This window comes from Neobacillus sp. (genome assembly GCF_031988165.1).
GTDB lineage: Bacteria > Bacillota > Bacilli > Bacillales > Cytobacillaceae > Neobacillus > Neobacillus rhizosphaerae.
Genome location: NZ_DALZYO010000009.1, coordinates 68,389 through 95,211, shown reverse-complemented (window position 1 = coordinate 95,211; position 26,823 = coordinate 68,389). Strand labels below are relative to the sequence as shown.

Here is a 26,823-nt window from a genome sequence, read left to right as displayed (position 1 = left end):
GAGGAATGGTGTAAATTGGGTTATTATGATGATCATTCACCAAATCGCAATAGAGAAAGGAAAGGAAATAGGGGCGGATTCTTCCTCGCCAGCTTTGTTGGGGCAATAGTAGGTGCAGGTGCAGTTCTCATTGCCATTCCAACCTTGTCAAATCAGGGAGTTCTTCCTTATAAAATTGAATCTGATCAAACAGGAACGAATACCAATACGAATCCGAAAAATGTGATTCATAAACAGGTTAGTTATGATGTAAAAACAGATACAACCAATGCCGTTGAAAAAACAGCTGATGCCGTTGTTGGAATCAATAACATCCAGTCATCAAGCTTTTGGTCTGACAATGGCACTAGCCCTGATGAGGCAGCTGGAACAGGCTCAGGCGTCATTTATAAAAAGGTAGGAAACCGCGCTTTTGTCGTTACAAACGATCATGTTGTCGAAGGTGCCAAAAAGCTTGAAGTCAGTCTGACGGATGGAACAAAGATTTCTGCCAAACTCCTTGGCAGCGATATTTGGACGGATTTAGCGGTACTGGAGATTGATGCCAGCAAGGTAAAAAAGGTTGCTGAATTCGGTGATTCAGATAGTTTAAAGATGGGTGAACCGGTCATTGCTATCGGAAATCCACTCGGTGCGACCTTTTCCGGCTCGGTAACACAAGGGATTATTTCAGGATTAAAACGAACGATCCCGATAGATATCGATCAGGATGGTGTCATAGATTGGCAGTCAGAGGTATTGCAAACGGATGCTGCGATTAATCCAGGTAACAGTGGTGGCGCTTTAATTAATATGGCCGGGCAAGTCATTGGGATTAATTCGATGAAAATTGCCCAGCAGGCAGTTGAAGGGATTGGCTTATCGATTCCTATTAATTCAGCAAAGCCAATTATTAATGACCTCGAGCAATTTGGCTCGGTCAAACGTCCATATATGGGTGTCGATTTAAAATCGGTATCTGAAATTCCAGCTTACTATCAGGAAGAGGCTTTGAAGCTGCCTCGTGATGTGAATTATGGTGTGGCCCTTCGGCTGGTTAAACCAAATTCGCCAGCATCGCAAGCAGGATTAAAAGAGTTGGATGTTATCGTCGAAATGGATGGGCAAAAAATTAGTGACGTCATCGACCTTCGTAAGCATTTGTATCAGAAAAAGAAAATTGGCGAGCACATGAAGATTAAGTTTTATCGTGATGGAAAGATAAAAGAAACCAGCTTAACATTGTCAGTGGAAAAGTTACAATAAAGCAGTAATGGAAACGAGAAAGTGACTGGCTCACTTTCTCGTTTTTTATTGTGGTATTATGGATGAGGTCAAAGTATGATTGACGATAATGAAGTTAAAAATAACAATATGGATCGGGAAGGTGAAGATAGATGATTTATTGCTGTGAAGAGCATGTGGAAATTGCGTTAGATACAGTTGTGGATGAATATGAAACATTTCCAGTTTTGATGAAAATAACTGGGGATAACTTATCAACAAGCTGTGAATATTGTCAAAATGAAGCTGTATATATGGTGGCGAACAAGTGATTCCATACAAGATGTGGATAAAAATTGTGGACATGTGGATAACCACTGTGGATAAGTTGTTTGTAAACTGTTTGTAATCAAGTTGTAAAGGGTTGTGGATTGTGCATATCTCAATAGTGACGGTTGGTAAATTAAAAGAGAAATATTTGAGACTTGGAATTGAGGAGTATTTAAAAAGATTGTCTGCTTATGCAAAAGTAGAAGTGTTTGAAGTCGCAGATGAAAAAGCACCGGAAGTGTTAAGCGAGCTAGAAATGGTCCAGGTGAAGCAAAAAGAAGGCGAAAGAATCTTAGCAAAAATAAGCCAAGATACATATGTGATTGCCTTAGCAATCCAAGGGAAATTGCAATCATCCGAGGAACTAGCGGATACATTGGATAAACTAGCGACTTACGGAAAAAGCAAAATAGCCTTCGTGATCGGCGGCTCGTTGGGTTTAAGTGAGGAAGTATTAAAGAGATCAAACGAGCAACTGTCTTTTTCACGAATGACCTTTCCGCATCAGCTGATGAGATTGATTTTGGTCGAGCAAATTTACCGGGCATTTCGGATTAATCGGGGGGAACCATACCACAAATAACGGCGGAAATTAGAGAGTGTAGGTTCACTGGTAACGGCAAACGAAAGCCTTAACTTGAGTTAAGGCTTTTCAGGCTGTCGAAAAACCATCGACAGCCTATTATTATATCCACAAACTTTAACGATTCACCTTTTTTTAAGTCAAAAAAGCTCTGAAATTCGAGGTTTAGATTCCCGTATAATAAAAAATTGCTGAGAAAAAATACCCCTTTCTATTTTTACTGCCAAATTGTATGGAAGACTCCTGCTAAATCGCATCGTTCATAGGTGTGAGCGCCGAAGTAATCCCGTTGTGCCTGCAATAAGCTGGCAGAGGAAGTGCCTTTTCGATAACTGTCATAATAAGAAAGAGAAGCACTTAAACATGGGAACGAGATGCCGGAAACGACGCCTTCACAGACAACTTTCCGCAATCCAATTTGGTATTCTTTCACCTTTTCAGCAAAATATGGGGCGATAAGCAAATTAGCCAAATCTGGCTGCTCTTGATATGTTTGACTGATAACGTTTAAAAATTCTGCACGAATGATACAGCCGCCGCGGAAAATGAGTGCGATATCCTTTAAAGGCAGGTCCCATCCGTAAAGTTCAGAAGTCATTTTATACTGTGTAAATCCTTGAGCATACGCACAAACTTTGCCCATATACAATGCCTGTCTAATGTACTCAATCCACAAATGCTTATCTAAGTTCTGCGGATCCATCTCTGGTCCTGACAGGATATTTTCAGCGTTAACCCGTTCTTCTTTTAAAGAAGATAGATAACGGGCAAATAATGATTCTGTAATAATCGATGCTGGGATTCCGTTATCAATAGCTTGAATACTTGTCCATTTACCAGTGCCTTTTTGTCCTGTTTTATCGAGAATCACATCAATCAATGGCAAGCCTGTTAGTTCATCTTTTTTCCTTAAAATTTCTGCCGTGATTTCGATTAAATAGCTTTTTAGCTCACCTTGATTCCACGTTTCAAAGATCTCAGCAATTTCTTCAACCGATAAATGTAATTTTTCTCTTAAGAATGTGTAGGCTTCAGCAATCAATTGCATATCAGCATACTCAATCCCGTTATGTACTATTTTGACAAAGTGACCTGCACCTTTTGGACCAATATACGTACAGCAAGAGTCGCCTTCCACTTGGGCTGCAATTTTCGTAAGAATAGGAGCAGCTTTTTCATAGACGTTTTTATCGCCGCCTGGCATGATAGAAGGACCTGTTAAAGCACCGACTTCTCCGCCAGATATACCAATTCCTAAATAACCGATTCCATTAGACTTCAGGTCATCATATCTTTGTGCTGTATCCTCGTAATGAGAGTTACCTCCGTCCATGATCACATCGCCTTTTTCAAGAAAAGGTATTAATGAGCCTATCACCGAATCGATTGCTTTACCCGCAGTAACCATCACAAAGATTTTTCTTGGAGTTTCTATTGACTGGACAAAATCTTGAATTTGGTAGTAAGGAGTAATTGCTTGTCCATCAAGTTTTTGGACGAGTTGATCGGTTAAATCCCTTGTATAATTATAAACAGCTACATGCTCACCTTTATTCGCCATGTTTAAAGCTATATTACTGCCCATTACCCCTAAACCAATAACACCAATTGTATTTAACATCTAGTTATACTCCTTTTTATAAGATTAATAGGCAGTAAAACCCCTGTGTTTTAAGTAGGGTTTTACTGCCTTGAAGGCTTATACAAATAAGCTTAGTAATAGAATAAATCCTAGTCCTGCTACGGAAATAATCGTCTCAAGCAAGGTCCAAGTTGCAAATGTTTCTTTCATGCTTAAACCAAAATACTCTTTGAACATCCAGAAACCAGCATCGTTTACGTGGGAAGCAATCAAGCTACCCGCACCAGTTGCAAGTACAACTAAAGCTAAGTTAACGTCAGATTGTCCTAACATTGGAATAACTAAACCAGCAGTTGTTAAGGACGCAACAGTTGCTGAACCTAAAGAGATACGTAAGATTGCAGCAATAATCCAGGCAAGAAGGATGGGAGATAAGGCTGTTCCTTTGAATAATTCAGCAACGTAGTCACCTACACCGCCATTAATCAATACTTGTTTGAAGGCTCCGCCGCCCCCGATGATTAACAGCAACATCCCAATATTTGAAATTGCAGTTGTACAAGATTCCATAACATTTTTGATAGGAATCTTTCTAGCTAATCCCATAGTATAAACAGCAACTAATAAAGAGATCAACATCGAAGTACCAGCATCCCCAATAAAGCGGATTGCTGCTAGGAAACCATTATCTTCAAATCCCATTGTTTTTTGCAGCAAAGTAATAATCGTAGCAATTGACATTAAAATTACAGGAAGTAAAGCGGTAAAAACACTGATTCCAAAACCAGGCGTTTCTTCAAGTTTAAATACTTTCTGTTCCCCTAATGAGGCAATATTACCTGTTTTTGTAAAAGATGCAGGTACTAGCTTTTTAGCAATCTTCGTAAATACAGGTCCCGCTAAAATAACCGTTGGAATCGCAATAATGAAACCGTAAAGTAATACTTCACCAATGTTTGCACCATATTCACCAGCAATAACGGTTGGTCCTGGATGTGGCGGCAGGAATCCGTGTGTGACGGATAAAGCTGCAGCCATCGGAATACCGAGATACAAAATAGAAATCTTTAATTGTCTTGAAATGGCAAATACGATTGGAATTAATAATACAAGTCCTACTTCAAAGAATAAAGCAACACCAATGATGAAAGAGGCAGCAACGACAGCCCATTGGATATTCTTTTCACCAAATTTGTTAACGAGTGTCATGGCAATTCGCTGTGCGCCCCCTGAATCGGCAATCAGCTTACCTAACATCGCACCAAGTCCAAAGATTAGCGCTAAGTGGCCAAGTGTTCCGCCTAGTCCTGCTTCAATGGTTTTGACAATTTCTTCTAAAGGCATTCCAAGAGCTAAAGCAACACCAAAAGATACGATGATCAAAGAAATAAAGGTGTTTAATTTGAAGCCCATGATTAAAATTAGTAATGCTAAAATTCCAATTGCAACAATAACTAATGGCATTTTATTTCCCCCTAAAATTTATATTGTTGTGTTTAATAAACTTCTTTGATAGTTGGCAATCCGAGTATAATCGTCTGTTAATACTCGGGAAAGATGAATAAAAATCGGCAGTAACTGTCTATATTCTTTAGCGGCCTCTTCTTTAGGTGTGTGTTTGTAGGTGTTGCCGACCATTTCAGAAACAACTTCAAAGGAGTCGATTTTTCCTGTCGCATACAGCCCTAAAATGCAGGCACCGAGACATGAGCTTTCGTAGCTTTCTGGTACGACTACTTCAGATTCGAAAATATCGGACATCATTTGCCGCCAAACTTCTGATCTTGCGAAGCCTCCTGTTGCTTGAATCCGGGTTACAGGCCCATCCATACATTCAGTTAAGGCTAGATATACGGTATATAAGTTATATATAACTCCTTCTAATGCTGCACGAATCATGTGTTCTTTCTTATGTGACAAGGTTAATCCAAAAAAGGAGCCGCGGACGTCAGGATTCCATAGTGGTGCACGTTCCCCTGCGAGGTAGGGATGGAACAATAATCCATCTGCACCAGGCCTCACACGTTCAGCAATCTTGGTTAAAACCTCGTACGGATCAATTCCTAATCTTTTCGCCGTTTCAACTTCTGCTGAAGCAAATTCATCCCGGATCCAGCGTAGAACCATTCCACCATTGTTTACCGGTCCGCCAATGACCCAATGCTTTTCGGTTAACGCATAGCAGAAGATTCTTCCTTTTTCATCGATTTGCGGTTGATCAATGATGGTTCGAATTGCACCGCTTGTCCCAATCGTGACCGCAATCTCACCTTTTCTAATCGCATTTACACCGAGATTGGAGAGGACCCCATCGCTTGCCCCAATGACAAAAGGTGTTTCTGGATCAATCCCAATCTGTTTCGCTAACACTGGATTACAGTTGTTGAATCGTTTAGTTGTCGGGACGAGTTCCGATAAATGATCCCGTGTAACACCGGCAATTTTTAATGCTTCATCATCCCAATCCAGTGTTTTCAGATTCATCATCCCCATGCAGGATGCCAAGGAATGATCGACTACATATTGATCAAAGAATTTTTTAAATATATATTCTTTAATTCCGATATACTTTTGAGCCTTGACAGCGATTTCAGGACAGTCATTTACGATCCATGCTATTTTCGTTAAGGGTGACATAGGATGAATCGGAGTTCCTGTTCGTTTGTAGATTTCATGCCCATTCAATTCATCTTTTATTTTATGGGCCCATGCTTCACTGCGGTTATCAGCCCACGTAATAACAGGCGAGAGCGGCTGGTCGTTTTCGTCTATGGCAATGACACTATGCATCGCACTGCTAAAGGAAATAAACGATAGCTTCTTATTGGGATGCTTATTCGTTATGTTCGAAATAGCTTGTAACACAGCCTGGAAAATTTCTTCAGGATCCTGCTCGGCTATTGAAATATTGGGTGTGTAAAGAGGGTAACCGATATTCTCTGTTTGAATGACTTCGCCTTTTTCAGTAAATAATACAGCTTTGGTACTTGTGGTACCGATGTCAACACCTAACATGTAGCTAGTCATTTTCTTGAACGACTCCTTTTGAAAGCATTTGTTGTGACCTCCAAAGGTCCTCTACTTTACCTTGCACGTCATCAAAATTTTGGTGCAAGGACTTAATCATAAGGTTTCTATCTTTTGTTCTGATGGCTTCAATATAAAGCTCATGATTGTTGATAATCCGAGTGAAGTCATCATATTTGTCTTTGAATCGGCCGCGCATCGATAAAAGAATGAAGCTTTCCATAACCGGCTTTAAATTATTCCAAATCATTAGGATATAGGAATGATTAACGGCCCGAATAATCGTTTCATGGAATAAAACATCCTGGAAGGAAAACTCATCTGCATCACAGTACTTAATCGCAACTTTCATCATTTCAAGGATTTTACTAAGTTCTTTTACTAACTCATTCGTCTCCATTCGTGCAAGCCGTTCAAATACAAACGTTTCTATTAATAACCGGACATCATAGATTTCTTCAATTTCTTTTTCGGATAAACCTATGACAACAGCACCCATTCTTTCCAATCGGATGATGTTTTCGGATGCCAGTATTTTTAATGCTTCCCGGACGGGTGAACGACTTACAGAAAAATCTGCTGCTAATTTATTTTCAGATAAGATGGTACCGCTTTCAATCATGTCTGAAATAATCTGCATTCGAAGTTCGTATGCCACGCGATCTCCAGCTGAGGCTTTTGAAAGCCATTTTTCAGGATATAAAAATTCCCTTGATTCGGACATAAATCCACCTTCTTTATTAATCGAGTATACTTGTATACAAGTATACTAACAGAAATATTTTATTTTGCAAGCGCTTTTATTAATCTATTTATAGGATTTTGTCGAAATTTATTAGATTAATGGTAATCGTTTCTATTGATGAAGAGCGGTGATTATTAATTACTATTATCAGATGACAGATTTGATTTAAAGATCAATTTCATACTAGTCAAATAAAAGCTCTTGGTTGTAAAGGGAGTATCTGTGTTTTGTTTGGCACGCCTATTTATGATAGAAAAAGCAAAAAATAAGGTAGAGAGGAACCGCCATGTTTTCCCGTACAGTAGAGTTAACCTCATATTTAACACATGAGTAATCAACCGTACCTGAATAGGTGCGGTTTTATTATTTCTCCTCTATTTGTCAAAAAGAAAGGTATAGTATAAGTGGTATAATTACATTAATGTGTAATAATAAATCCTAATTAATAATTCACCCTGAAAAAAAGGGTGGCTTTTTGATTTAACCCCCCAAAAAAATCTCGTTTGTTAATGAGTGAAACGAGGAATCCACTTGAAGAAATATCTCGTGCCAATATCCAAAAATTTTAAGCATGTTATGAAGGTCTGGATTTGGCCCTTTTTTCGCAAAGTTTTCATTCTAATAGGAATTTTGGCTGTGTTGATTTATGTAGCCGGAAAAGTCAACTGGGCACCAATGGAGAACTGGGTTATTGACAAATTAGCCCATCATGAACCGATTGGGAATCAGTATACTCTGCCCTTTCAGGAAAAGTTGCAGGTGGATATCCCTGATACAAAAGCCTATAAAAAGGAAAAACTTTTGATGTTTAAGACAAATATCAAAAACTCTTTTAAGTTGTTAGCTTCAAAGGTCGGGTTTCAAAGTAGAGTTCCAAATTCTAACTTAACTAGCAACAGTAAAGAATTTTCTACCAGCAAATACAAGGACTTGCTAGTAAACGGCATTCCATTAGAGAATGAACAGGCATCGGTTACAAAGGCTTCCTTATCTGATTGGGAAATCATTAAGACCAACCTTTACGATGGTTTTAGTGCCCTTAAGGACATGTTGACTGTTAGAATCATGACTGAAGATGGTAAACCAATGATTGTAAAAGTTGTAAAGGACCAACCTGTCCTTGTTGAATATGATGAATCTGATAATGTAATGAGATGGGGAAAGGAAATTCAAGCCGCCTCTTCAAAATACGGAATTGACCCTGCTGTAATAGCTGCTATTATCGAACAAGAATCAGGGGGTAATCCAGATGCAATAAGTCCGGTTGGAGCGGTTGGTTTAATGCAGTTAATGCCGAGGACAGCCAAAGGGTTAGGAGTAAATCCCTATGACCCAGCTCAGAACATTGAAGGCGGCACAAAATATCTAGCAATTCAGCTTAACCATTTTGGAAGCCTTGAATTGGCATTGGCTGCTTATAATGCCGGTCCTGGAAGGGTGTTAAACTCAAAGTATTTGTATCTCTCTGAGACACAAAACTATATTCGAAATGTACCTGCTCTGGTAAATAAATATGAGCACAATTTTCAGCGGCAGTAAAACATACAAAATAGGCTGAACATCTATTTATATATTTATTCGGGTTGTATTTGAAATCCGCTGCCTTTTTGGCTGTAATTGTAGTAAGACAGTAAAACGCAATGACTGAATAAGCCGTCATTGCGTTTCAATTATACTAAGGTAAGACTTGCAAGTTAAGTATCTAGCAATAGTAGGACTTATTTGTGGGCTGCTTTTGGCGTTTTGTTATTTAATTATTGCGTACCAGGGTGCTTCAGCTTCGATATCCGGAAACGTGGATAAAGGAGCAAGTGTACTAAGTGCTGCACTAAATCAATTGTTTGGACAGGGTGGAACGATTGTTTTAGGGTTAATTTTTACATTAGCCTGTTTAAGTGTTTGTATTGGATTAATCACATCATGTGCTCAATATTTTTCAAGTGTGTTCCCAAAGATATCGTATATTCAATGGACCATTCTTTTATGTATCATCAGTGGGTTTGTAGCCAATCTGGGTCTATCGCAAATATTAAAAGTATCTGTACCTGTGCTGGGATTAGTGTATCCATTGGCCATTACTCTGATTATTTTAGGTCTTTTACATGATTGATTACCTGTTAATCAACGACCGGTTTATGTTATGACAATTAGCTTGGTGGGTTTATTTAGTTTATTGGAAATCATCAATTCTACATTTTTAAATGGTTCATTTTCAGGATTATTATCTAATATTCCTTTGCATAATAAAGGCTTCGGCTGGGTATTCCTGGTTTGCTTGGTTTCACAATAGGCGGTGTTATTGAAAAATTAAAGTATAATGAGGACACGACTGAAAAGAAGGCAGCGTAAACCGCCAATATAATAGGTGCGGTGAACCGTATCATTAGTAACTACAAACCAAAAAAAGCCACAACCTATTTTATAAGTGGTAAAGCCTGTTAGATGAGGAAGAGATCCTAATTTCAACACTTTGGTTCAGGTTATAATTAACTAAAGATATATGATCATGTTTTATAAAAAAAATCGCTTCTTTTTTAATTGATCTATTGTAGCTCAATTATATTAAAGGAAGCGATTTTTTTGTTGTGAGTGCAGTTAACTGTTTAAAATAATTTTAAAGCAAGTACCGCCGCCTTCATTATTTGTAACGGTAATGGTGCCATTATGTTTTTTGATAATGCTATCTACAATCGAAAGTCCCAAGCCAGCACCACCTATTTGAGAGCGTGATTTGTCAACACGATAAAAAGGCTCGAATATGTTCTTTTTCATTTCATCAGGAATACCAATACCAGTATCCTTAATTTCTATTAAAACCTGTTCCTTGTTTAACCTTTCAACCACAATATCAACTGTAGCATTTTCAACATTGTACTTAATCCCATTTTCAACAATGTTGTAAAAAGCAAGATATAATAAATTGGTGTTTCCTTTAACTACGCTGTCATCGCAATTTAAAGATAACTGGACATTTTTTTCATTGGCAATGGAAGAAAGCTCAGAGATAATATCATCAAAAATTTCTTTTAGGAAAATACTACTCTGTTCGTCCTTGTCATCCATATTGGTCATATCCAAAAGATTACCAACAAGCCTCCTCAATCTGGTTGTTTGCTTTTCAATAATAGAAATAAGAGCGTCATAATCTTCGATCGTATGAGCATTTTTCTTCTTGAAAACATCAACTTTTGTTTGTAAGACAGCAAGCGGTGTTCGAAGCTCATGGGCGGCACTTGCAGAAAATCGACGTTGCATCATAAAAGTGTTATTTAGTTTGTCTGTCATTTCATTAAAGGACTGGGTAAGCTCTGCTATTTCATCCTTTGTAGTTGGCACAGCTAATGTTTCGGACAGATTGTTCACATTGATATTCTTGACTTCATCATTTAGCGTATCAAGTGGTTTTAATGCCTTGCCTGAAACATAATAAGTTAAAAATCCACCGCCAACAATAACTAAGAGCATATAGATTATACTTTGAGTTTTAAATTCCGTTCTTGCCTTTTGAGAATCTTCTGATGGAACAGGCAATGCCATGCTGTTTGGTACTGCTTGGGAATATCCGTCCATCCATCCATCATTGCCAACCACCTGTGCCGGTAACATGGAAGTGGCGTCAATCCTCGTAGCCATTCGATCCGCAGAAAAGTTGAGTATTAAGGTAAGACCTACACAACAAACACTTAAAATGGTGACGGTCATAACTGTAAGTCGCAATCGTATAGGTATTTTTTTAAGCATTGTCATCACCATTTTGTTCTACTAGAAAATAGCCCTCACCAATTTTCGTCCGAATGGGGTCATAGTTTAAAACAGTCTTTAGTTTTTTTCTCAGCGTTGCAATATGAACTCGAATCGCGCTACTAAAGCTATCGACATTTTTATCCCAAACATGTTCAACTAACTCTTCTCCACTAACAACTCTATCTTGGTTAAGTAAAAAGTATTCAAGCAATGCAAATTCTTTTTTTGTAAGTGTCAGATCATCTTCACATATAAAGGCAACACGCTTTGCTAAATTAACCTTAATCTCACCGCAGGATAACATATTGCCCGCCTGCACAAATTTTCGCCTCAATAAATTTCGTATTCTTGCTTCTAATTCTGCAAAATCAAATGGCTTTACCAAATAGTCATTTGCGCCTATATCTAAGCCTTTAACCTTGTCTGCAACACAACCTCTTGCACTAAGAATAAGTATTTTTAATTCTGGCTTTTCATCTCGTATTTTTTCTAAAACTTCTAATCCATCCATTTGAGGAAGGTTTAAATCAAGGATAACTAAATCATAATTTTCAACGTATAAAAGCTCGTAAGCATTTTCCCCATTATCGCATGTATCAACTGCATAACCGTCTAGTCGAAGCCCTTCGGCAATCGCTTCTTGTAAATCAACCTCGTCTTCTACAACAAGAATTCTCATACGTAAATCACCTCTTTTTAAATTATAACCTAGGTGTATATTAAATTTATGTTAAGCAATTAAATTTAAAATAATAGAATTCTCTTAACAAGGATTTAATATCGATTGTTACACAATGATGTTATCAAGTTTAGGAGGAAAGTAAATGTATATTCTAAAAAACGCGATTAAAAACATGAAAAGAAACAAAGGTAGAAACCTTTTGATTGGCTTTGTAATGGTAATTATTGCGATTGCGTGTGTGATTTCATTAGTAATTAATAGTGCAACAAGTAGCATTATAAAAGATTATAAAAATCAGTTTGGGAGCGAAGTAAATGTTGAGTTGGATTATGCGAAGCTTTCACAAAGTGGAAGTATGGATGAGCTTCCAGAAGTAACGATTGATGAACTTAAAAGCTATGCTGATTCCAAATATATCAAGGAATACTATTTTTATTTAGAAGCGCCAGCATATTCAAAAAAAATTACAGCATTAAACCAAGGCGATAATTCTGGAATGCAAGGTAGTGGGGCTGCTGTTGGTGGTGGACCTGAGTTGCCACAACCTAACCTTAAAATAATGGGTAGCACTTCCTATCAGCTTTTTGAGGAATTTAAAAAGGGCGAACGCAAAATTACAAGTGGTAAAATTTTTGAAAAAGACAATGAAATTGTTATAAGCGAAGACTTGGCTAGATTAAACAATTTAAAGGCTGGCGATACGATTGTTTTACGCTCGCTTGCAGATGTAGAAAAAGATGTAGCACTTAAAGTAACAGGTATTTATCAAGATTTAAGCAAGGATATAACGGCAGATGCAGTTTATAAAGATCCTTATATGACAAGAAGAAATGAACTCTTGACCAATTATGAAACGGCTACGGAACTTGTAGGCAAACAAGCACAAACAATGTCACGCATTAAGTATTTTTTGAAATCTCCTGATGATTTAACTGCCTTTGTCAAGGAAGCCCAAAGCAAAGGACTAAGTGAATCCTACACCTTAACAAACAACGCATACCTGTACAAGCAGATTGCGGGGCCTGTTGAAAGTGTCCAAAAGATAAGTAAGGTATTTTTAATCGTAGTACTTATTTTAGGTGGCATTATTCTTATTCTACTTAATCTTATTGCTTTACGAGAGCGAAAATATGAAATTGGTGTTTTAAGAGCTATCGGAATGAAGAAATACAAGGTTATTAAAACACTGGTATATGAATCCATTATTGTAACAATGCTCGCAGTTACTTTCGGACTTGGAGTTGGAAGTTTTGCAGCACAGCCAGTATCGAACAAACTACTTGCTGACCAAATTGAGCAAAGACAAGAGCAAATGGACAATATGGGTGGTAATTTAGGCTCTGGTGCAGCTCTGCCAAATACGAACGAAATTGTTAATACATTGAATGTGAAGTTGAATGCAGGGGTTATTTTTGGCATGTTCCTTATAGGTGGCTTGCTCGTAATTATTTCTAGTTCAATGTCCCTTGTGTATATCACAAAATATGAGCCGATAAAAATTCTAACGGAAAGAGATTAAGGAGGAAACGAAAATGAGTGTAATAACAGTCAATAACCTTTCTTATGTTTATGATGGAGCAAAAAAGAAAGTACTTAATAACATTACTATTGCATTTGAACCTAAAAAAACGTATGCCATCGTCGGTAAGTCAGGCTCTGGAAAAACGACACTTTTAGCTTTGCTTTCAGGACTCGATCTTTGTAAAGAGGGTGAAATACTCTATAACGGTAAAAATATAAAAACAATTGACCGTGATAACTACCGTTCCAATAAAATTGGTGTTATTTTTCAAAGTTATAATTTACTCACAAATGCTACAGCAATTGAAAATATTATACTCTCTATTGACATTAGCGGTATCAAAATAACCAACAAAAAAGAGTACGCTTATAACTTATTGCAAAAAGTTGGTATCGATAAAGAAACGGCTGATCGCAAAGTATTAAAGTTAAGTGGTGGCGAGCAACAGCGTGTAGGAATTGCTAGAGCTTTATCGCATAACCCTGACATTATCATTGCAGATGAGCCGACGGGAAATTTAGATATTGAAACCGAACAAAGTATTATGGAAATACTTACTTCACTCTCTAAAAAAGAAAAAAAGTGTGTAATTATTGTTACCCACTCAAAAAAGGTTGCCGGCTATGCGGATGAAATTTGGGGGATATCTGAAGGAAAGCTATCACTCGTGAAGAAAAAAGAAAGCTAGTTTTGAAGGGATGAGGAAAATGTTCGAAATAAAGAATATATCAAAACGATATAATGGAGAATTTGCATTAAATGATATCTCTTTTAGGATGGGGAAAGGCCTGAACTTTATAGTAGGCTCTTCAGGTAGCGGTAAAACCACTCTTTTAAAAATTATGAGTGGTATGGAACAGGATTTTGACGGCGAAGTTCTATATTGCGGGAAGAGTATTAAAGAATTAACATCCAACGAAAAAAGCTATTTTTATAACAACATCTTTGGTTTTGTTTGGCAGGATTTCAATCTGCTTGAAGACGGTACAGTTTTAGAAAATGTACTGCTCCCACAGTATTTGAAAAATAACAAGAACAAAAAGGTTGCCGTAAATATTTTGAAAGAGCTAAAAATATTTGATATTGCCGAACAAAAGGTTAAATATCTTTCGGGTGGTCAAAAACAACGCATTGCTATTGCACGAGAGCTCATGAAAAATCCGCAAGTTATTATTGCTGATGAGCCAACAAGTGCTCTGGATAAGAAAACAGCAAAGATAACAATGGATATTCTTCGGGACATTTCTAAGAGTAGAACAGTCATAGTCGTAACTCATGATACTTCTTTGATAACGTCTAAAGATAACATTTTTGAGCTTGATAAGGGTGAGCTTATCTCCAAATCAGAAATTGTATCTTTCAAAAGTTCCGAACTTAAAATACAGAATAGCCATAGTTTATCTATAAAGAATGCTTTTATACTTACAAAGTCAAATATAAAAAGCAAATTTGGACGATTTGTAATAGCTACTTTAGCTCTTATGGTAGCAGGAATATTATTGCTTACCACTGTAAATGGGACGGTGGAGAACAGTAGTCAAGGTGAATTTGACAAGCTAATTGATACCTATGGCGATGCTCTTTTGGATATTGGTTTATACAACAGCTTTACAGATGCGGCTGGTACAGACGGAAAGGAAAATGATAAGCCAAGTGGCGAGGTTACTCAAGATATTAGCGGCTTATATGATGTGTATGCTAAAGACGAACGAGTTGCATTCACGGCTTATTTACAAGCAATTGACAATATAAAAATAATACTTGACGGCAAGGAGTACCAAATAAAAAGCTCAGGAAGTACCCCGACCATTAACAAATTAGTTGCCGGTAAAATGCCAATGGGTACAGGAAATGAAGTTGTTGTACCAGAGAGCTTTGTAAAAACATTAGGTATTTCACCCAAAGAAGTAATTGGTAAAGAAATAATGTTTAAAGGTGCAATCAGCGATTGGAGTAACGGAACCCCTATTTCAAAAAACACTTCTTCAAAGGCTAAAATTGTAGGTGTTATGGATACGACCGTTAAATATGACTATGCAGGACAAGTAATGGAATACACCGTAGATGACTCATTCCTTTTCAGTAAAGCAGCTCTTGCCGATATGCTAAATCAGGCAGGAATGGATATAGGAAAACTGAATTTTTTATTCCGTGCAAAAACACCTGCTGATATGATAGCTATTAAAGATGAACTAAATGAAAAAGGAATTGTTCCTATAGGCAGATTTGAGCTTGTTGAGGATCTTGTTAGATTAAACACGCAAACTACTGAACAATCAGGTTCTGCAAGTGCGATTGTCGGAGTATTGTCTGTCATTGTGGTTATTGCTATTTTCCTTATCACAGGTTTTATGAGAAAAAGAGAATTCGCGATTTATAAGGTGAGCGGTTTTAATAACAAGCAATTGAGTTTACTTAACTTGACAGAAACAACAATAGCCACCATAACGGCAATTGTTATAATGTTTATTACCTCACCGCTTTTAAATATGGCTACGAAAAGCTTATTTAACGTAAATATTTCAAATTCAAAGATGATGGTTACGGGAGTACTTATGATGGTTGCAATGGCAGTTGTTGCCTATCTGACGACCTCAATTTCCATTATTAAAACTAATATTACCACCGCTTTAAAAACAGGTGATAGATAATGATAGAGATAGAAAACCTCACGAAAAAATATGATGATTCATTCATTCTTGACGATACGAGTTTTAAATTTCCAAACAATGGACTGGTTTGTCTGTTAGGAGTATCGGGTTGCGGTAAAAGCACTTTAATGAATATGCTTGCAGGCTTTGATAGCGATTATAGCGGTGATATAAGTGTTTGCGGGATTTCTATCAGTAAAATGAACGATAATGAATTGTGTGCCTACCGTCGAGACAACATAGGCTTCATTTTTCAAGATTATCATCTTTTGAGAGGATACACCGTGCTCGATAATATGTTGCGCCCTTGTGAGCTTAACTCTTTAAGTGAAGAGGAAAACATAGGAAACGCAAAAAAATTATTAAATAAACTCGGGATGTCACAAAAAATAAATGAGAAAATCGAAAATCTTTCGGGCGGTCAAAAGCAAAGGGTCGCCATTGCAAGAGCGTTAATCAGTGGTCCAAATATTATTTTAGCAGATGAGCCAACGGGAGCATTGGACCGCAAGAACGCTACTGAGATTATGGAGCTATTAAAGGAAATTTCAAAAGACCGTTTGGTGGTGGTGATAACACACGATCAGAAAATATGTAGCTTTGCTGATCATGTAATTAGCATTGAAAACGGCAAGATTGTCTCAAAAGATACTGCTATTCAAACAGATATAAACAGTAAGCGTAGAATGATTAATAATCGAATGGTTAAAGTATCTGTATTCAAGTCGGCATTTAAGAATTTTAATGTTCATATCACACGTTACATTGCGATTGGCTTGGCAATTGCCATCGGTATTCTTGCATTTATGCTGTCTTTATCTTCGGGTAATATTATCGAAAAGTCTATTACAGATTTCAAAGAAAAAAACACAGCATTTAGTAACGGTTATATTAAAGTCGAGAATGGTGCAACCGTTTTTAATATACTGAAAACTGATAAACGTATCGAAAATGTTTACTATCAATATAAAATAGCCAATGTAAATTTAAGTATGGGTGATAAAACAGAAATAATGGCTGAAAAATACCCAATGCCAATGGCTACCCAAAACATGTCATACGGGACCATGCCGCGGAATAGTAAAAATGAGATAGCGTTTGCTCCAAGCCTTGCGAAAAAATTTGCAAGTGATATTAGCAGCTTGCTTGGGAAAGAGTTAACTTTAATGTATGGTGAGAAAGAATACAAGTTGACCATTAGTGGAATTTTTAACGCAGACTATGATGACTTCTTTGTAAGCTCTGATATTGAGAGAGAGTTATATAAGAATGTCAGGAATGAAAAATCCTATTCAATCAGCTATGATGTAAAAGATTTTGAGGATATTGTTTCAGTGAGTCAAATGCTGAAAGACAAAAAAATTGACAGCAAAAATGTATCGAAAGAAGTGGCTGCTTTACAAAGTACATTTAAAAGCCTTTATCGCTTATTCCTTACCGTTTCTATATTGATTTTGGCAATTGGTTTGTTTATAAGTACTATATTACTGATCAAACTGCAAAATTCAAGATATAAGGAATTAGGTCTGCTATCTGCACTGGGATTTAATAAAGGAACATTACGAAAAATGATTGTCTGCGAAAATATGATATTATCCGTTATAGCAGCTGTTTTCAATGTTGTTCTTATGGGGTGTACCTATTTAGCCGGTATGATTTTTGATTTAGCAATTATTATTACCCCATTGCAGATGTTGCTCTCCATGTTTTCTACAGGTGTTGTTGTTATTGTAATCAGTGTAATAGCCAGCCATAAGCTCATTCATACCGAGCCTGCTGTTGCGTTAAGAAAATAAAACAATCTAAGGATAGAATATTAATCAAGGATGAATCTGTGAATAGAACAAAGAACCTCCGATAGTGGTGTAACGGTGAACCGTACCATAAGTAAATGAGGTTTTCTATTTTTTAGTCAAAGACTTGCAATTGCCTGGCACCATCCGAAATTTATCGAAGCTGGATAGGTTGTTTGTACATTCATTTTATCACTGCATTTGTCTAATTCAATTTACTCATTGATCTTTGTCCAAGGGGTCAGTCCCTACTACCTTATTGTAGTGGGAGACTGACCCTTTTTTTAGTATTCTAATTCCTTCACAATATTGAAACACTTTTATTCCTTTTCCACCTTTAAAATATAAGAAAGTGAGATAAGAAGAAAAATTCCATTAAGGGTTAAAGGGGACTATCAGCTTATGAAGTATAAATTTAATCTCCCGCTGCAAATTAAAATAACATTTCTAGTATGCGGGGTAAGTATACTATGTCTAATAGTAACCAATGTTTTTATTCAAGAAAATGTAGAGAAAACGATTATTGGTCATATAGAAGAGAAAGCTAAGGACATCTCCAAGACTGCAGCAGTTTCTCCAGTTTTTATTGATGGACTTAGCGGGAAAGCGAGTGATAAAACAATCCAGCAGTATGCTGAGAAAATGAGGAAAGCCGCAAATGTACCCTTTCTTGTAGTAATGGATATGAATGGAATTAGAAAGTCTCACCCATTACCCGATAAAATTGGTAAGGAATACGCAGGTGGGGATGCAGGAGAAGTCTTTAAAGGACATGAACATATCTCTATAGCAGAAGGCACATTAGGTAAATCGTTAAGATATTTTACTCCAGTATACAATGAAGATGGAAAGCAAATCGGTGCCATTTTGGTTGGCGTTTTACTTGACGATGTAGAACAAAAAGTTTGGAAAAGTACAAGAGTGATATATATTAGTATGCTATTAGGATTGATCGTTGGTTTAATTGGCGCGGTCTTACTTTCAAGGAAAGTAAAGAAAATTATGTTTGGAATGGAACCGACAGAAATAGCTAATTTACTAGAACAAAGAAGTGCTGTATTGGAATATGCCAGAGAAGGTGTAATTGCTATTGATAAAACATCAAGAATTACTCTTCTAAACAAAGAAGCCTCTAAATTGATGAGATCAATCGGGGTTTCTAATGACGCTATTGGAATGAAAATAGAAGAGGTGCTACCTCAGCTTCAATTGACCAAACTAATGGCAACCGGTGAAAAATTACTTGACCAAGAATACTCATTAAGGGAGCTAGTAATTGTAGCTAATATCGTTCCAATTTACGTTAATAAGGAAATTACCGGAGCAGTTGCAACTTTTAGAGATAAAACAGAAATCAGACAACTGGCTGAACAGCTTACTGGAGCAAGGACTTACGCGGAGGCGTTACGAGCACAAACCCATGAATTCATGAATAAGCTTCATGTTATCCTAGGAATGGTCCATATGAAAATCTATGATAAGTTGGCCGAATATGTGAAGCAAATTTCTAATTCTTTTCAGACGGAAGTAGGATTTTTAACAGCTAGAATTAAAGATCCTGTGATTGCAGGATTTATAATCGGCAAGGCTAGCCATGCTAGAGAACATGGAGCCATACTATATGTTACAGAGAATAGTTTTCTTCCAAAACCGAATAATAATGAAGTAGTACAGGATGTGGTAACCATCCTTGGAAACTTGATAGATAATTCGATAGAAGCTCTAAATGGTTGTAGGGAGAAAAAGGTAGAGGTAGAAATACATCCAATTGAAAACAAAAAACTTTCAATAAAAGTCTCTGATTCCGGGTCGGGAATAAACGAGGAAGTCCAAGAGCAAGTATTTGAAAGAGGTTTTTCAACAAAGGGGGAGAACCGCGGCATTGGGCTATATTTAGTCCTGGAGACAATTAAGAAGTTAAATGGAAAGATTACCATTCTATCTGAACCTGCAAAGGGAACAATCCTTCACGTTATCATTCCATTCGAGGGAAAGGAGTAGGAATCATGACTAAAACTGTAATTGTTGAAGATGATCCTATGGTTGCAGAAATAAACCGACGTTATTTAGAGCAAATTGAGGGAATTGAGCTTGTTGGAATAGCAGGGTCTGTTGAAGAAGCCATTCCACTTCTTGAAGGGAATAAAGTTGATCTCATTTTGCTCGACATTCATATGCCAGGAGACAACGGTTGGAGTCTTTTGTCAAAGATTCGTGGTCTAGGAACAGAGATTGATGTTATCATCATAACTGCTTCCTGTGATAAGGAAAGCATAAAAAAAGGACTTCGTTTTGGAACGGTTGACTACTTAATAAAACCTTTTGAGTTTGAAAGATTTCAAACGGCCCTTCTTTCTTATCGAAAAGAACAAATGATGATGAATGACCAGGAAAAGTTAAATCAAATTGATTTAGACCAATTCCTTCTTCGTAAAGAACAAAAAATCTCGGCAGGATACGATTTGCCTAAGGGACTGACAAAAAATACTCTCTGTAAAGTATGGAAACAGGTAACAGAAATGGGGGGGACCCCTTTTTCAACAGAGGAGCTCGCCTGTAAAGTAGGAATATCAAGAGTTTCCATAAGAAAATATGTAATCTTTTTGGCTGATATTCATGTACTGGAAACTGAAGTTGTATATGGTACGATCGGTCGTCCAGTATACATGCATAGGATTGCTAACGAGGGTAGTAGTATAATCCAAAACTACATCGATAATAACTTTTAACCTTACACGCCTTAAAAAATTTATACAAACCAATGAAGCAGTGTTCCCAAGAAGGGAGACACTGTTTTTTTTGTTCTAATATAAGAATTTATTACATTGAACTTTGAGAAATGTCCAGCTTCGGGCGCCTTGCGCTTTTCTTATTTTACTTAAGTCAATTACTTTAATTACTAAACTCTTTAATAAATTCCATAAACTATTCCTGACATGCAGTACCTAGTATTCTACAGGTGTAGTTATATATTTCTTATGTTAGTAGATATCTTGGCGGCGGAGGGATTGATAGTTCAGAAATAACTTTAAACCAATAAAAATCAATCGTTTGAATGGAAAACTTCTAATCATGCATTAGTCGTTATTTTTTAAGAAAGTTTGTGAAATATATCACATTATTGAACATTTTGTGAACATTTTATCTAAAACTAAAAGGAGCTGAAATAATGGCTATCCCTGCTATGAAATTACAGCAACATCCCAAAAACCCCAATTTAACAACAAAGATTTCAGGAGAAGTAAAATTTGTTCCATTATTAGTAACACTTGCACTTGGGGCCATCATTTGGTTTATTCATCCCCCTGAAGGTTTATCCCTGCAGGCTTGGCATTTACTTGCTATTTTTGTGGCTACCATTGTCGGCTTAATCATCAAGCCTTTACCAATGGGAAGTGTAGCGATTTTGGCGCTAACAGCGACTGTTATTACACAAACACTCACGATTGAGCAATCGCTTAGTGGGTTTCAAAATACAACAATCTGGTTGATTGTCATTGCGTTTTTTATTTCAAGAGGATTTATAAAGACTGGATTAGGTACAAGGGTTGCCTATATGTTTGTTAAAAAGTTTGGGAAGAAGACGCTCGGCTTATCGTATTCCTTGATTGCGAGCGATTTGATTCTATCACCGGCTATGCCATCCAACACGGCTCGTGCGGGCGGAATACTGCTCCCAATCATCCGCTCCCTATCCGAAGCATATGGCTCAAAGGTAGGGGACGGAACGGAAAGAAAAGTTGGGGCATTTTTAACAAAAGTAGCCTTCCAGGGTGACATGATTACCTCTGCGATGTTTCTAACGGCTATGGCTGCAAACCCGCTGGCTGCTCAAATTGCCGGGGATATCACCGGTAAACACATTACCTGGTTAGGTTGGGCAACAGCGGCAATCGTTCCTGGACTGCTCAGCTTGATATTGATTCCCTATGTAATATATAAGTTATATCCACCGGAAATTAAAGAAACACCTGCAGCAGCGCAAATGGCTGATAAGAAATTAAAAGAAATGGGACCACTGAAAAAAGAAGAATACTACATGATCGGTGTTTTCCTTCTTATTTTATCCCTTTGGATTTTCGGAACAAGTTTAAACATCAACGCTACTACTACAGCTTTTATTGGACTGGGTGCACTGCTAGTTACACAAGTACTAAATTGGTCAGACATTAAAAAAGAAGAGGGCGCCTGGGATACATTAATCTGGTTCGCTGTCCTAGTTATGATGGCCAGCTTCCTGAATGAATTAGGTTTAATACCATGGTTCAGCCACACTATGCAAGGTGCAGTCAGCGGTTTGCCTTGGATTTGGACACTGATCATCCTGTCTGTTGTCTATTTTTATTCTCACTATTTCTTTGCGAGTAACACGGCTCACGTCAGTGCCATGTATTCAGCATTCCTTGCCGTTTTGGTTGCTGCTGGAGCACCGCCACTTGTATCAGCTCTATTGTTGGGGGTATTCAGTAATCTGTTTGGCTGTATAACTCATTATAGCTGCGGACCAGCTCCTGTCTTTTTCGGCAGTGGATATGTCACTCAGAATAAATGGTGGTCACTCGGATTCATCATTTCTATCATTCATATTGTTGTCTGGATTGGTATTGGCGGTGCATGGTGGAAATTACTAGGTCTTTGGTAAACGAGAGATTGAGGAGATGAGGTTTAATGAAGTCCACTTGCTGTTTTGAAAGTTTGGAAACTCAATATTCTTCGGAGCTTTACCACGGGTGTGATGATGATTATGAATTAATGATACCCTACCTTATCTGTACAAAGTGCGGAGCAGTTAATTTCCAATATATAGAGGAAAACAAACAAGAAGCAATTGCTTAATTGCAGGAGGAGAACAGAATGCGTGAAATTTCAGCAATATTAATTACCAAAACGGTCAGAGATCTTTGTATGCAGGCTGCTTGTGACCTTCCAGAGGATGTAGAAGCTCTTATTGCAGCTGGGCTGGAAAAGGAAGAATCACAATTTGGGAAGTATAGCCTGGAGAAAATATTGAAGAATGTTAAATTAGCTCGTGCCGAGCATGCCCCAATGTGCCAGGATACTGGCATGACTGTAGTATTTGTTGAGGTCGGGCAAGAAGCTCGAATTGTTGATGGAGATTTGACCGAAGCCATTAACGAGGGGGTTCGACAGGGATATGAGGAAGGTTATTTGCGTAAATCTGTAGTAAAGGATCCTGTATTTGATCGTAAAAATACAGGTGACAACACCCCTGCAGTCATCCATATGGAAATTGTCCCAGGAGACAAAGTAAAGATTGAGGTGCTTCCGAAAGGCGCAGGAAGCGAGAATATGGGAGCAGTCAAGATGTGTAAGCCAGCAGAGGGAATAGATGGAGTAAAGGACTTTATTGTTAACTCCATAACTCAGGCTGGCGGAAACCCATGTCCTCCAGTTATTGTCGGTGTCGGTATTGGAGGGACAATGGATAAATGTACGTTATTAGCAAAAAAGGCATTGGCAAGAAAAGCTGGAGAGCCAAATTCTAATCCGGCCTATGCAGAAATGGAAGCTGAGCTGTTAGAGCGGATTAACAAGCTTGGAATCGGACCTCAGGGATTTGGAGGAAAGGTAACTGCTCTTGCTGTTCATATTGAGACCTATCCGACACATATTGCCATGATGCCTGTCTGTGTCACTTTGAACTGCCACGCTGCTCGTCATAAAGAAGCTATTTTATAAGGGGTGAACAAAATGACAAACATAAAAAGGTTGAACACACCATTAACATACGATCAAATTAAAGACCTGAAAGCAGGAGACCAAGTGTCTATAACTGGAGTTATATACTCGGCTCGTGATGCCGCCCATAAAAACATGGTAGATGCTTTGAAAGAAAACAAGCCCCTTCCCATTGATGTAGAAGGACAAATCATCTATTATGCAGGGCCGACCCCTGCTAAGCCGGGGAAAGTGATTGGCTCCTGTGGGCCTACGACAAGCGGCCGCATGGATGCCTTCTCGCCGGAAATGATGGAACAGGGCTTAAAGGGCATGATCGGTAAAGGTCCGAGAAGCAAAGAAGTAATCGAATCCATGAAGAAAAATGGAGCTGTTTACTTTGCAGCTATTGGCGGAGCTGCGGCATTAATCGCCGATACGATTAAAAAGGTAGATATTGTAGCTTATGAAGAACTTGGTCCTGAAGCTATCCGCCGCATGGAAGTGACAGATTATCCTTGTATCGTTGCTGTTGACAGTGAAGGAAATGATTTATATGAGATTGGTGTAAAGAAATATAAAGTAGAAGATTAATCACCAACGAGAGGAGAAACAACAATGCTTAGCTATGATGTTGTAATTGTAGGAGCGGGTGGGGCTGGTATGATGGCAGCCCTCTCTGCTAGTGAAGATAAAAGTCTTCGTGTCGCCTGCCTTTCAAAAATTTTCCCGACGCGTTCCCATACTGGAGCCGCACAGGGTGGAATTAACGCAGCAATGGGATACAGGGATGCAAATGACTCGCCTGCGAGCCATTTCATGGATACCGTAAAAGGCAGTGATTTCTTAGCCGATCAGGATGCAGTCGAATTTTTTACATCGAATATGCCAAAGGTGATTTCAGAACTAAATTATTACGGGGTTCCTTTTTCAAGGGATGAAAATGGCCGTATCGCTCAAAGACCGTTTGGCGGTGCATCTAGTCCAAGAACCTGTTATTCAGCTGATAAAACGGGACATGTCATTCTTCATGCCCTTTATGAACAGTGTTTAAAAAACGGCGTAAAGTTCCACAATGACTGGCACCTTTTGTCGCTTGCTGTAAACAATGGCCATTTTGAAGGTATTGTTGCTATGGATATTCGAAGTGGTGAAATACATGCCATTCAAGCAAAATCAGTTGTCATCGCAACAGGTGGGTTTGGACGTGTCTATTGGAGCAGAACAACGAATGCAATTAATATGACGGGAGACGGAACGGCTGCTTGCTTTAATGCAGGCATTCCTTTAAAAGACCCGGAATTTGTCCAGTTCCATCCAACAGGTCTTGCCTCTACCGGTGTTCTTCTTTCTGAAGCATGCCGCGGAGAAGGTGGGTATTTAATTAATAAAGACGGAGAGCGGTTTATGGCTCGATATGCTCCGGGCAAAATGGAGCTTGGCCCACGTGATCTTGTTTCAAGGGCAATTGAAACAGAAATTAAAGAGGGCCGTGGATTTGGTGAAGGAATGCAATCATACGTTTTGATGGATCTTCGCCATTTAGGAGAAAAGAGAATTATGGAGAGACTGCCACAGGTTAGGGAACTGGCTATGGATTTTGAAGGTGTGGATCTCATAAAAGAACCTGTTCCGATCCGCCCAAGCTGCCACTATACAATGGGCGGCATTCATATAAGTGACTATCAGACTTGCAGCACTCCTATTGAAGGAATCCATGCAGCGGGTGAGTGCTGCTGTGTTTCTATCCATGGTGCCAACCGACTTGGCGGTAATTCAGTGGCTGACGTAGTCCTGTTTGGAAAGTACGCTGGACTGGGTGCAAAGGAAAGTGCGAAGAGACGCTCATTTACTACTACGGAAAAGTTGAGCGAAGAAACTGAAAAATGGATGGAGAAATTTAGAACCATCCGTCATAAAAAGACTGGGATTAATATGTTTAAGATTCGTGACGAGTTAGCTGAAACCATGTGGAATAATGTAGGCATCTTTAGGACGGAAAGTGAAATGGAAAAGGCCTTTAAAAAAGTGTCTGAACTTCTGGAAAAATATAAGGATGCTGTGATCGGCGATTCTTCTGAAAAATATAATATGGCTTTCATTAACTATGTTGAAATCGAAAATATTTTAAAGTTAGCAAAGGCGATAACAATGGGGGCGCTCAACAGAAAAGAGAGCAGGGGCTCGCATTCACGGGCTGACTACCCAATTCGTGATGATGCTAATTTCCTTAAACATACATTAATCTATCAAGATGGGGATCAATATCGTTTGGAATATAGCCCGGTAAAGGTTACAAAATATCAACCGGAGGAGCGAAAATACTAATGTATACAAAACTATATTTTAAAATTAAGCGATTTGACGGCGAAAATGAATGGTTTCAGGATTATGAGCTGCCATATGAAAAGGGAAAAACCATTTTATGGGTCTTAACCACCATTCGTGAACAGCTTGATCCCACTCTTGTATTTACATCGGCTTGCCGCCATGCCATTTGTGGAAGCTGCGCTGTGAGAATTAATGACAATGCATTCCTAGTATGCAAAACCTCACTTGATGAAGTACTTGAGACATTTAAAACGAATCGTTTAACCTTTGAACCATTAAAGAATTTTGATGTCATAAAAGACTTGGCTGTAGCATGGGAACCGAAGATGGAAAAAATGGAGCAAGTGAAGCCATGGCTTATTCCTTCTAATGAAGGAAGCAAAGAAGATGGGTTCATCCAGAGTGAAGAAGATTATCACCAAATTGCTACTCCTACCGATTGTATTTTATGCGGTGTTTGTGCTTCTGAATGTAATCAACTGGCCGTAAATGATGGTACCTATTTGGATCCGTTTATTTTAAACAGGGCCTACCGATTTGCAGTTGACTCAAGAGATGGTTCTCCTGAGGAGCATATCATGCCAGTATATGAAAATGAATTATGGAAATGTCTTCATTGTATGCAGTGCGTCACGAAATGTCCAAAAGGAATTCCATTAACAGATGAAATCGCCTTTTTGAGACAAGAGTCCATCAAGATGGGCCAGGTGCGTAATCAAGGGGCGAAACATGCTTTTGCTTTCCATGATGATGTAAAAAACAAAGGACGTTTAAATGAAGTGATGCTTCCAATCAAAACGGATGGCTTAGTTAATACAGCAATGAGAAAGGTGCCGTTCGCCTTAAGAATGATTAAAAAGGGGAAAATCAATCCTTTTCATATACCAAAGGAAATTGAGGGTATCAAGGGCGTTAGGGAAATTTACAAGTTTGCACAGGAGGTTGAATAAT

Annotated in this window: 21 protein-coding genes and 1 pseudogene; 16 read left to right on the top strand and 6 right to left on the bottom strand. The window is 38.1% G+C overall.

The genetic code is table 11. The features are described from left to right. Positions 1-15 precede the first annotated feature (15 nt). The 3 genes from RTR43_RS07140 to rlmH all read left to right on the top strand — a co-directional run bounded on the left by RTR43_RS07140 (position 16) and on the right by rlmH (position 2,116). Positions 16-1,245: a S1C family serine protease gene (locus RTR43_RS07140; RefSeq protein ID WP_312470702.1), complete on the top strand. Its 1,230-nt coding sequence runs from the start codon at positions 16-18 to the stop codon at positions 1,243-1,245. A 131-nt stretch (positions 1,246-1,376) separates the two neighbouring features. Further along, positions 1,377-1,535 (top strand): CxxH/CxxC protein, encoded by a 159-nt coding sequence (locus RTR43_RS07135; protein ID WP_312470701.1) that lies wholly within the window; start codon positions 1,377-1,379, stop codon positions 1,533-1,535. A 101-nt stretch (positions 1,536-1,636) separates the two neighbouring features. Beyond that, complete coding sequence (gene rlmH, locus RTR43_RS07130; RefSeq protein WP_312470700.1) at positions 1,637-2,116, top strand: 23S rRNA (pseudouridine(1915)-N(3))-methyltransferase RlmH; 480 nt, start codon at positions 1,637-1,639, stop codon at positions 2,114-2,116. A 217-nt stretch (positions 2,117-2,333) separates the two neighbouring features. Here the strand turns inward: rlmH and gnd are convergent, their stop codons facing one another. From gnd to RTR43_RS07110, 4 genes are all read right to left on the bottom strand, one after another. Continuing rightward, positions 2,334-3,737, bottom strand: a complete 1,404-nt coding sequence (gene gnd / locus RTR43_RS07125) for a decarboxylating NADP(+)-dependent phosphogluconate dehydrogenase (protein WP_312470699.1) — start codon at positions 3,735-3,737, stop codon at positions 2,334-2,336. A gap of 78 nt (positions 3,738-3,815) precedes the next feature. After that, positions 3,816-5,162, bottom strand: coding sequence for a GntP family permease (locus RTR43_RS07120; RefSeq protein ID WP_248734992.1), 1,347 nt, complete (start codon positions 5,160-5,162; stop codon positions 3,816-3,818). An 18-nt stretch (positions 5,163-5,180) separates the two neighbouring features. Continuing rightward, entirely contained in the window at positions 5,181-6,725 is a 1,545-nt protein-coding gene (gene gntK / locus RTR43_RS07115) for a gluconokinase (RefSeq protein ID WP_312470696.1), read from the bottom strand. After that, positions 6,718-7,449: a GntR family transcriptional regulator gene (locus RTR43_RS07110; protein WP_312470694.1), complete on the bottom strand. Its 732-nt coding sequence runs from the start codon at positions 7,447-7,449 to the stop codon at positions 6,718-6,720. The genes gntK and RTR43_RS07110 overlap by 8 nt, the downstream gene beginning before the upstream one ends. A 657-nt stretch (positions 7,450-8,106) precedes the next feature. On the opposite strand from RTR43_RS07110, the gene RTR43_RS25630 reads away from it, so the two are divergent. Further along, on the top strand, positions 8,107-9,009 hold the full coding sequence (locus RTR43_RS25630) for a lytic transglycosylase domain-containing protein (RefSeq protein ID WP_396954543.1): 903 nt from the start codon (positions 8,107-8,109) through the stop codon (positions 9,007-9,009). Between the two features lie 148 nt (positions 9,010-9,157). Beyond that, positions 9,158-9,760: pseudogene (locus RTR43_RS07100) on the top strand (branched-chain amino acid transport system II carrier protein). Positions 9,761-10,065: 305 nt separating this feature from the next. On the opposite strand, the gene RTR43_RS07095 reads toward RTR43_RS07100, so the two are convergent. After that, the gene (locus tag RTR43_RS07095) at positions 10,066-11,211 is read right to left on the bottom strand and encodes a HAMP domain-containing sensor histidine kinase (RefSeq protein ID WP_312470693.1); all 1,146 of its coding nucleotides are present in this window, start codon (positions 11,209-11,211) and stop codon (positions 10,066-10,068) included. Beyond that, positions 11,204-11,893, bottom strand: a complete 690-nt coding sequence (locus tag RTR43_RS07090) for a response regulator transcription factor (RefSeq protein ID WP_312470692.1) — start codon at positions 11,891-11,893, stop codon at positions 11,204-11,206. The genes RTR43_RS07095 and RTR43_RS07090 overlap by 8 nt, the downstream gene beginning before the upstream one ends. Positions 11,894-12,038: 145 nt before the next feature. On the opposite strand from RTR43_RS07090, the gene RTR43_RS07085 reads away from it, so the two are divergent. The 11 genes from RTR43_RS07085 to RTR43_RS07035 all read left to right on the top strand — a co-directional run bounded on the left by RTR43_RS07085 (position 12,039) and on the right by RTR43_RS07035 (position 26,822). After that, positions 12,039-13,415, top strand: coding sequence for an ABC transporter permease (locus RTR43_RS07085; protein ID WP_312470690.1), 1,377 nt, complete (start codon positions 12,039-12,041; stop codon positions 13,413-13,415). A 13-nt stretch (positions 13,416-13,428) separates the two neighbouring features. Continuing rightward, the gene (locus tag RTR43_RS07080) at positions 13,429-14,106 is read left to right on the top strand and encodes an ABC transporter ATP-binding protein (protein WP_312470689.1); all 678 of its coding nucleotides are present in this window, start codon (positions 13,429-13,431) and stop codon (positions 14,104-14,106) included. Between the two features lie 19 nt (positions 14,107-14,125). Next, a complete protein-coding gene (locus tag RTR43_RS07075) occupies positions 14,126-16,069 on the top strand; it encodes an ATP-binding cassette domain-containing protein (RefSeq protein WP_312470687.1) in 1,944 nt (647 codons plus the stop codon). Then, the gene (locus RTR43_RS07070) at positions 16,069-17,865 is read left to right on the top strand and encodes an ABC transporter ATP-binding protein/permease (protein WP_312470685.1); all 1,797 of its coding nucleotides are present in this window, start codon (positions 16,069-16,071) and stop codon (positions 17,863-17,865) included. The genes RTR43_RS07075 and RTR43_RS07070 overlap by 1 nt, the downstream gene beginning before the upstream one ends. 399 nt (positions 17,866-18,264) lie before the next feature. Next, complete coding sequence (gene dcuS / locus RTR43_RS07065) at positions 18,265-19,863, top strand: DcuS/MalK family sensor histidine kinase (RefSeq protein ID WP_312470684.1); 1,599 nt, start codon at positions 18,265-18,267, stop codon at positions 19,861-19,863. 5 nt (positions 19,864-19,868) lie between these two features. Beyond that, positions 19,869-20,591 carry a response regulator gene (locus RTR43_RS07060; RefSeq protein ID WP_312470683.1) on the top strand — a complete coding sequence of 241 codons (723 nt, stop codon included), beginning with the start codon at positions 19,869-19,871 and terminating at the stop codon, positions 20,589-20,591. A 455-nt stretch (positions 20,592-21,046) separates the two neighbouring features. Next, a complete protein-coding gene (locus tag RTR43_RS07055; protein WP_312470751.1) occupies positions 21,047-22,504 on the top strand; it encodes an anion permease in 1,458 nt (485 codons plus the stop codon). 212 nt (positions 22,505-22,716) lie between these two features. Beyond that, a complete protein-coding gene (locus RTR43_RS07050; RefSeq protein WP_312470682.1) occupies positions 22,717-23,562 on the top strand; it encodes a fumarate hydratase in 846 nt (281 codons plus the stop codon). Between the two features lie 12 nt (positions 23,563-23,574). Then, positions 23,575-24,135 carry a Fe-S-containing hydro-lyase gene (locus RTR43_RS07045; RefSeq protein WP_312470681.1) on the top strand — a complete coding sequence of 187 codons (561 nt, stop codon included), beginning with the start codon at positions 23,575-23,577 and terminating at the stop codon, positions 24,133-24,135. Positions 24,136-24,159: 24 nt separating this feature from the next. Further along, positions 24,160-25,869 (top strand): FAD-binding protein, encoded by a 1,710-nt coding sequence (locus RTR43_RS07040; RefSeq protein ID WP_312470680.1) that lies wholly within the window; start codon positions 24,160-24,162, stop codon positions 25,867-25,869. Next, on the top strand, positions 25,869-26,822 hold the full coding sequence (locus RTR43_RS07035; RefSeq protein WP_312470679.1) for a succinate dehydrogenase/fumarate reductase iron-sulfur subunit: 954 nt from the start codon (positions 25,869-25,871) through the stop codon (positions 26,820-26,822). Before RTR43_RS07040 ends, RTR43_RS07035 begins: the two co-directional genes overlap by 1 nt. The last annotated feature ends 1 nt before the right edge of the window (position 26,823 follow it).

What these genes read in the sequence shown, in the direction of transcription:
- dcuS (WP_312470684.1), top strand. Translation starts at nt 18,265, where the DNA reads ATGAAGTATAAATTTAATCTCCCGCTGCAAATTAAAATAACATTTCTA.
- RTR43_RS07075 (WP_312470687.1), top strand. Translation starts at nt 14,126, where the DNA reads ATGTTCGAAATAAAGAATATATCAAAACGATATAATGGAGAATTTGCA.
- RTR43_RS07095 (WP_312470693.1), bottom strand. Translation starts at nt 11,211, where the DNA reads ATGCTTAAAAAAATACCTATACGATTGCGACTTACAGTTATGACCGTC.
- gntK (WP_312470696.1), bottom strand. Translation starts at nt 6,725, where the DNA reads ATGACTAGCTACATGTTAGGTGTTGACATCGGTACCACAAGTACCAAA.
- RTR43_RS07060 (WP_312470683.1), top strand. Translation starts at nt 19,869, where the DNA reads ATGACTAAAACTGTAATTGTTGAAGATGATCCTATGGTTGCAGAAATA.
- RTR43_RS07135 (WP_312470701.1), top strand. Translation starts at nt 1,377, where the DNA reads ATGATTTATTGCTGTGAAGAGCATGTGGAAATTGCGTTAGATACAGTT.
- gnd (WP_312470699.1), bottom strand. Translation starts at nt 3,737, where the DNA reads ATGTTAAATACAATTGGTGTTATTGGTTTAGGGGTAATGGGCAGTAAT.
- RTR43_RS07050 (WP_312470682.1), top strand. Translation starts at nt 22,717, where the DNA reads ATGCGTGAAATTTCAGCAATATTAATTACCAAAACGGTCAGAGATCTT.
- RTR43_RS07070 (WP_312470685.1), top strand. Translation starts at nt 16,069, where the DNA reads ATGATAGAGATAGAAAACCTCACGAAAAAATATGATGATTCATTCATT.
- RTR43_RS07045 (WP_312470681.1), top strand. Translation starts at nt 23,575, where the DNA reads ATGACAAACATAAAAAGGTTGAACACACCATTAACATACGATCAAATT.
- RTR43_RS07090 (WP_312470692.1), bottom strand. Translation starts at nt 11,893, where the DNA reads ATGAGAATTCTTGTTGTAGAAGACGAGGTTGATTTACAAGAAGCGATT.
- RTR43_RS07080 (WP_312470689.1), top strand. Translation starts at nt 13,429, where the DNA reads ATGAGTGTAATAACAGTCAATAACCTTTCTTATGTTTATGATGGAGCA.
- RTR43_RS07120 (WP_248734992.1), bottom strand. Translation starts at nt 5,162, where the DNA reads ATGCCATTAGTTATTGTTGCAATTGGAATTTTAGCATTACTAATTTTA.
- RTR43_RS07040 (WP_312470680.1), top strand. Translation starts at nt 24,160, where the DNA reads ATGCTTAGCTATGATGTTGTAATTGTAGGAGCGGGTGGGGCTGGTATG.
- RTR43_RS07035 (WP_312470679.1), top strand. Translation starts at nt 25,869, where the DNA reads ATGTATACAAAACTATATTTTAAAATTAAGCGATTTGACGGCGAAAAT.
- RTR43_RS07110 (WP_312470694.1), bottom strand. Translation starts at nt 7,449, where the DNA reads ATGTCCGAATCAAGGGAATTTTTATATCCTGAAAAATGGCTTTCAAAA.
- RTR43_RS07085 (WP_312470690.1), top strand. Translation starts at nt 12,039, where the DNA reads ATGTATATTCTAAAAAACGCGATTAAAAACATGAAAAGAAACAAAGGT.
- RTR43_RS07055 (WP_312470751.1), top strand. Translation starts at nt 21,047, where the DNA reads ATGAAATTACAGCAACATCCCAAAAACCCCAATTTAACAACAAAGATT.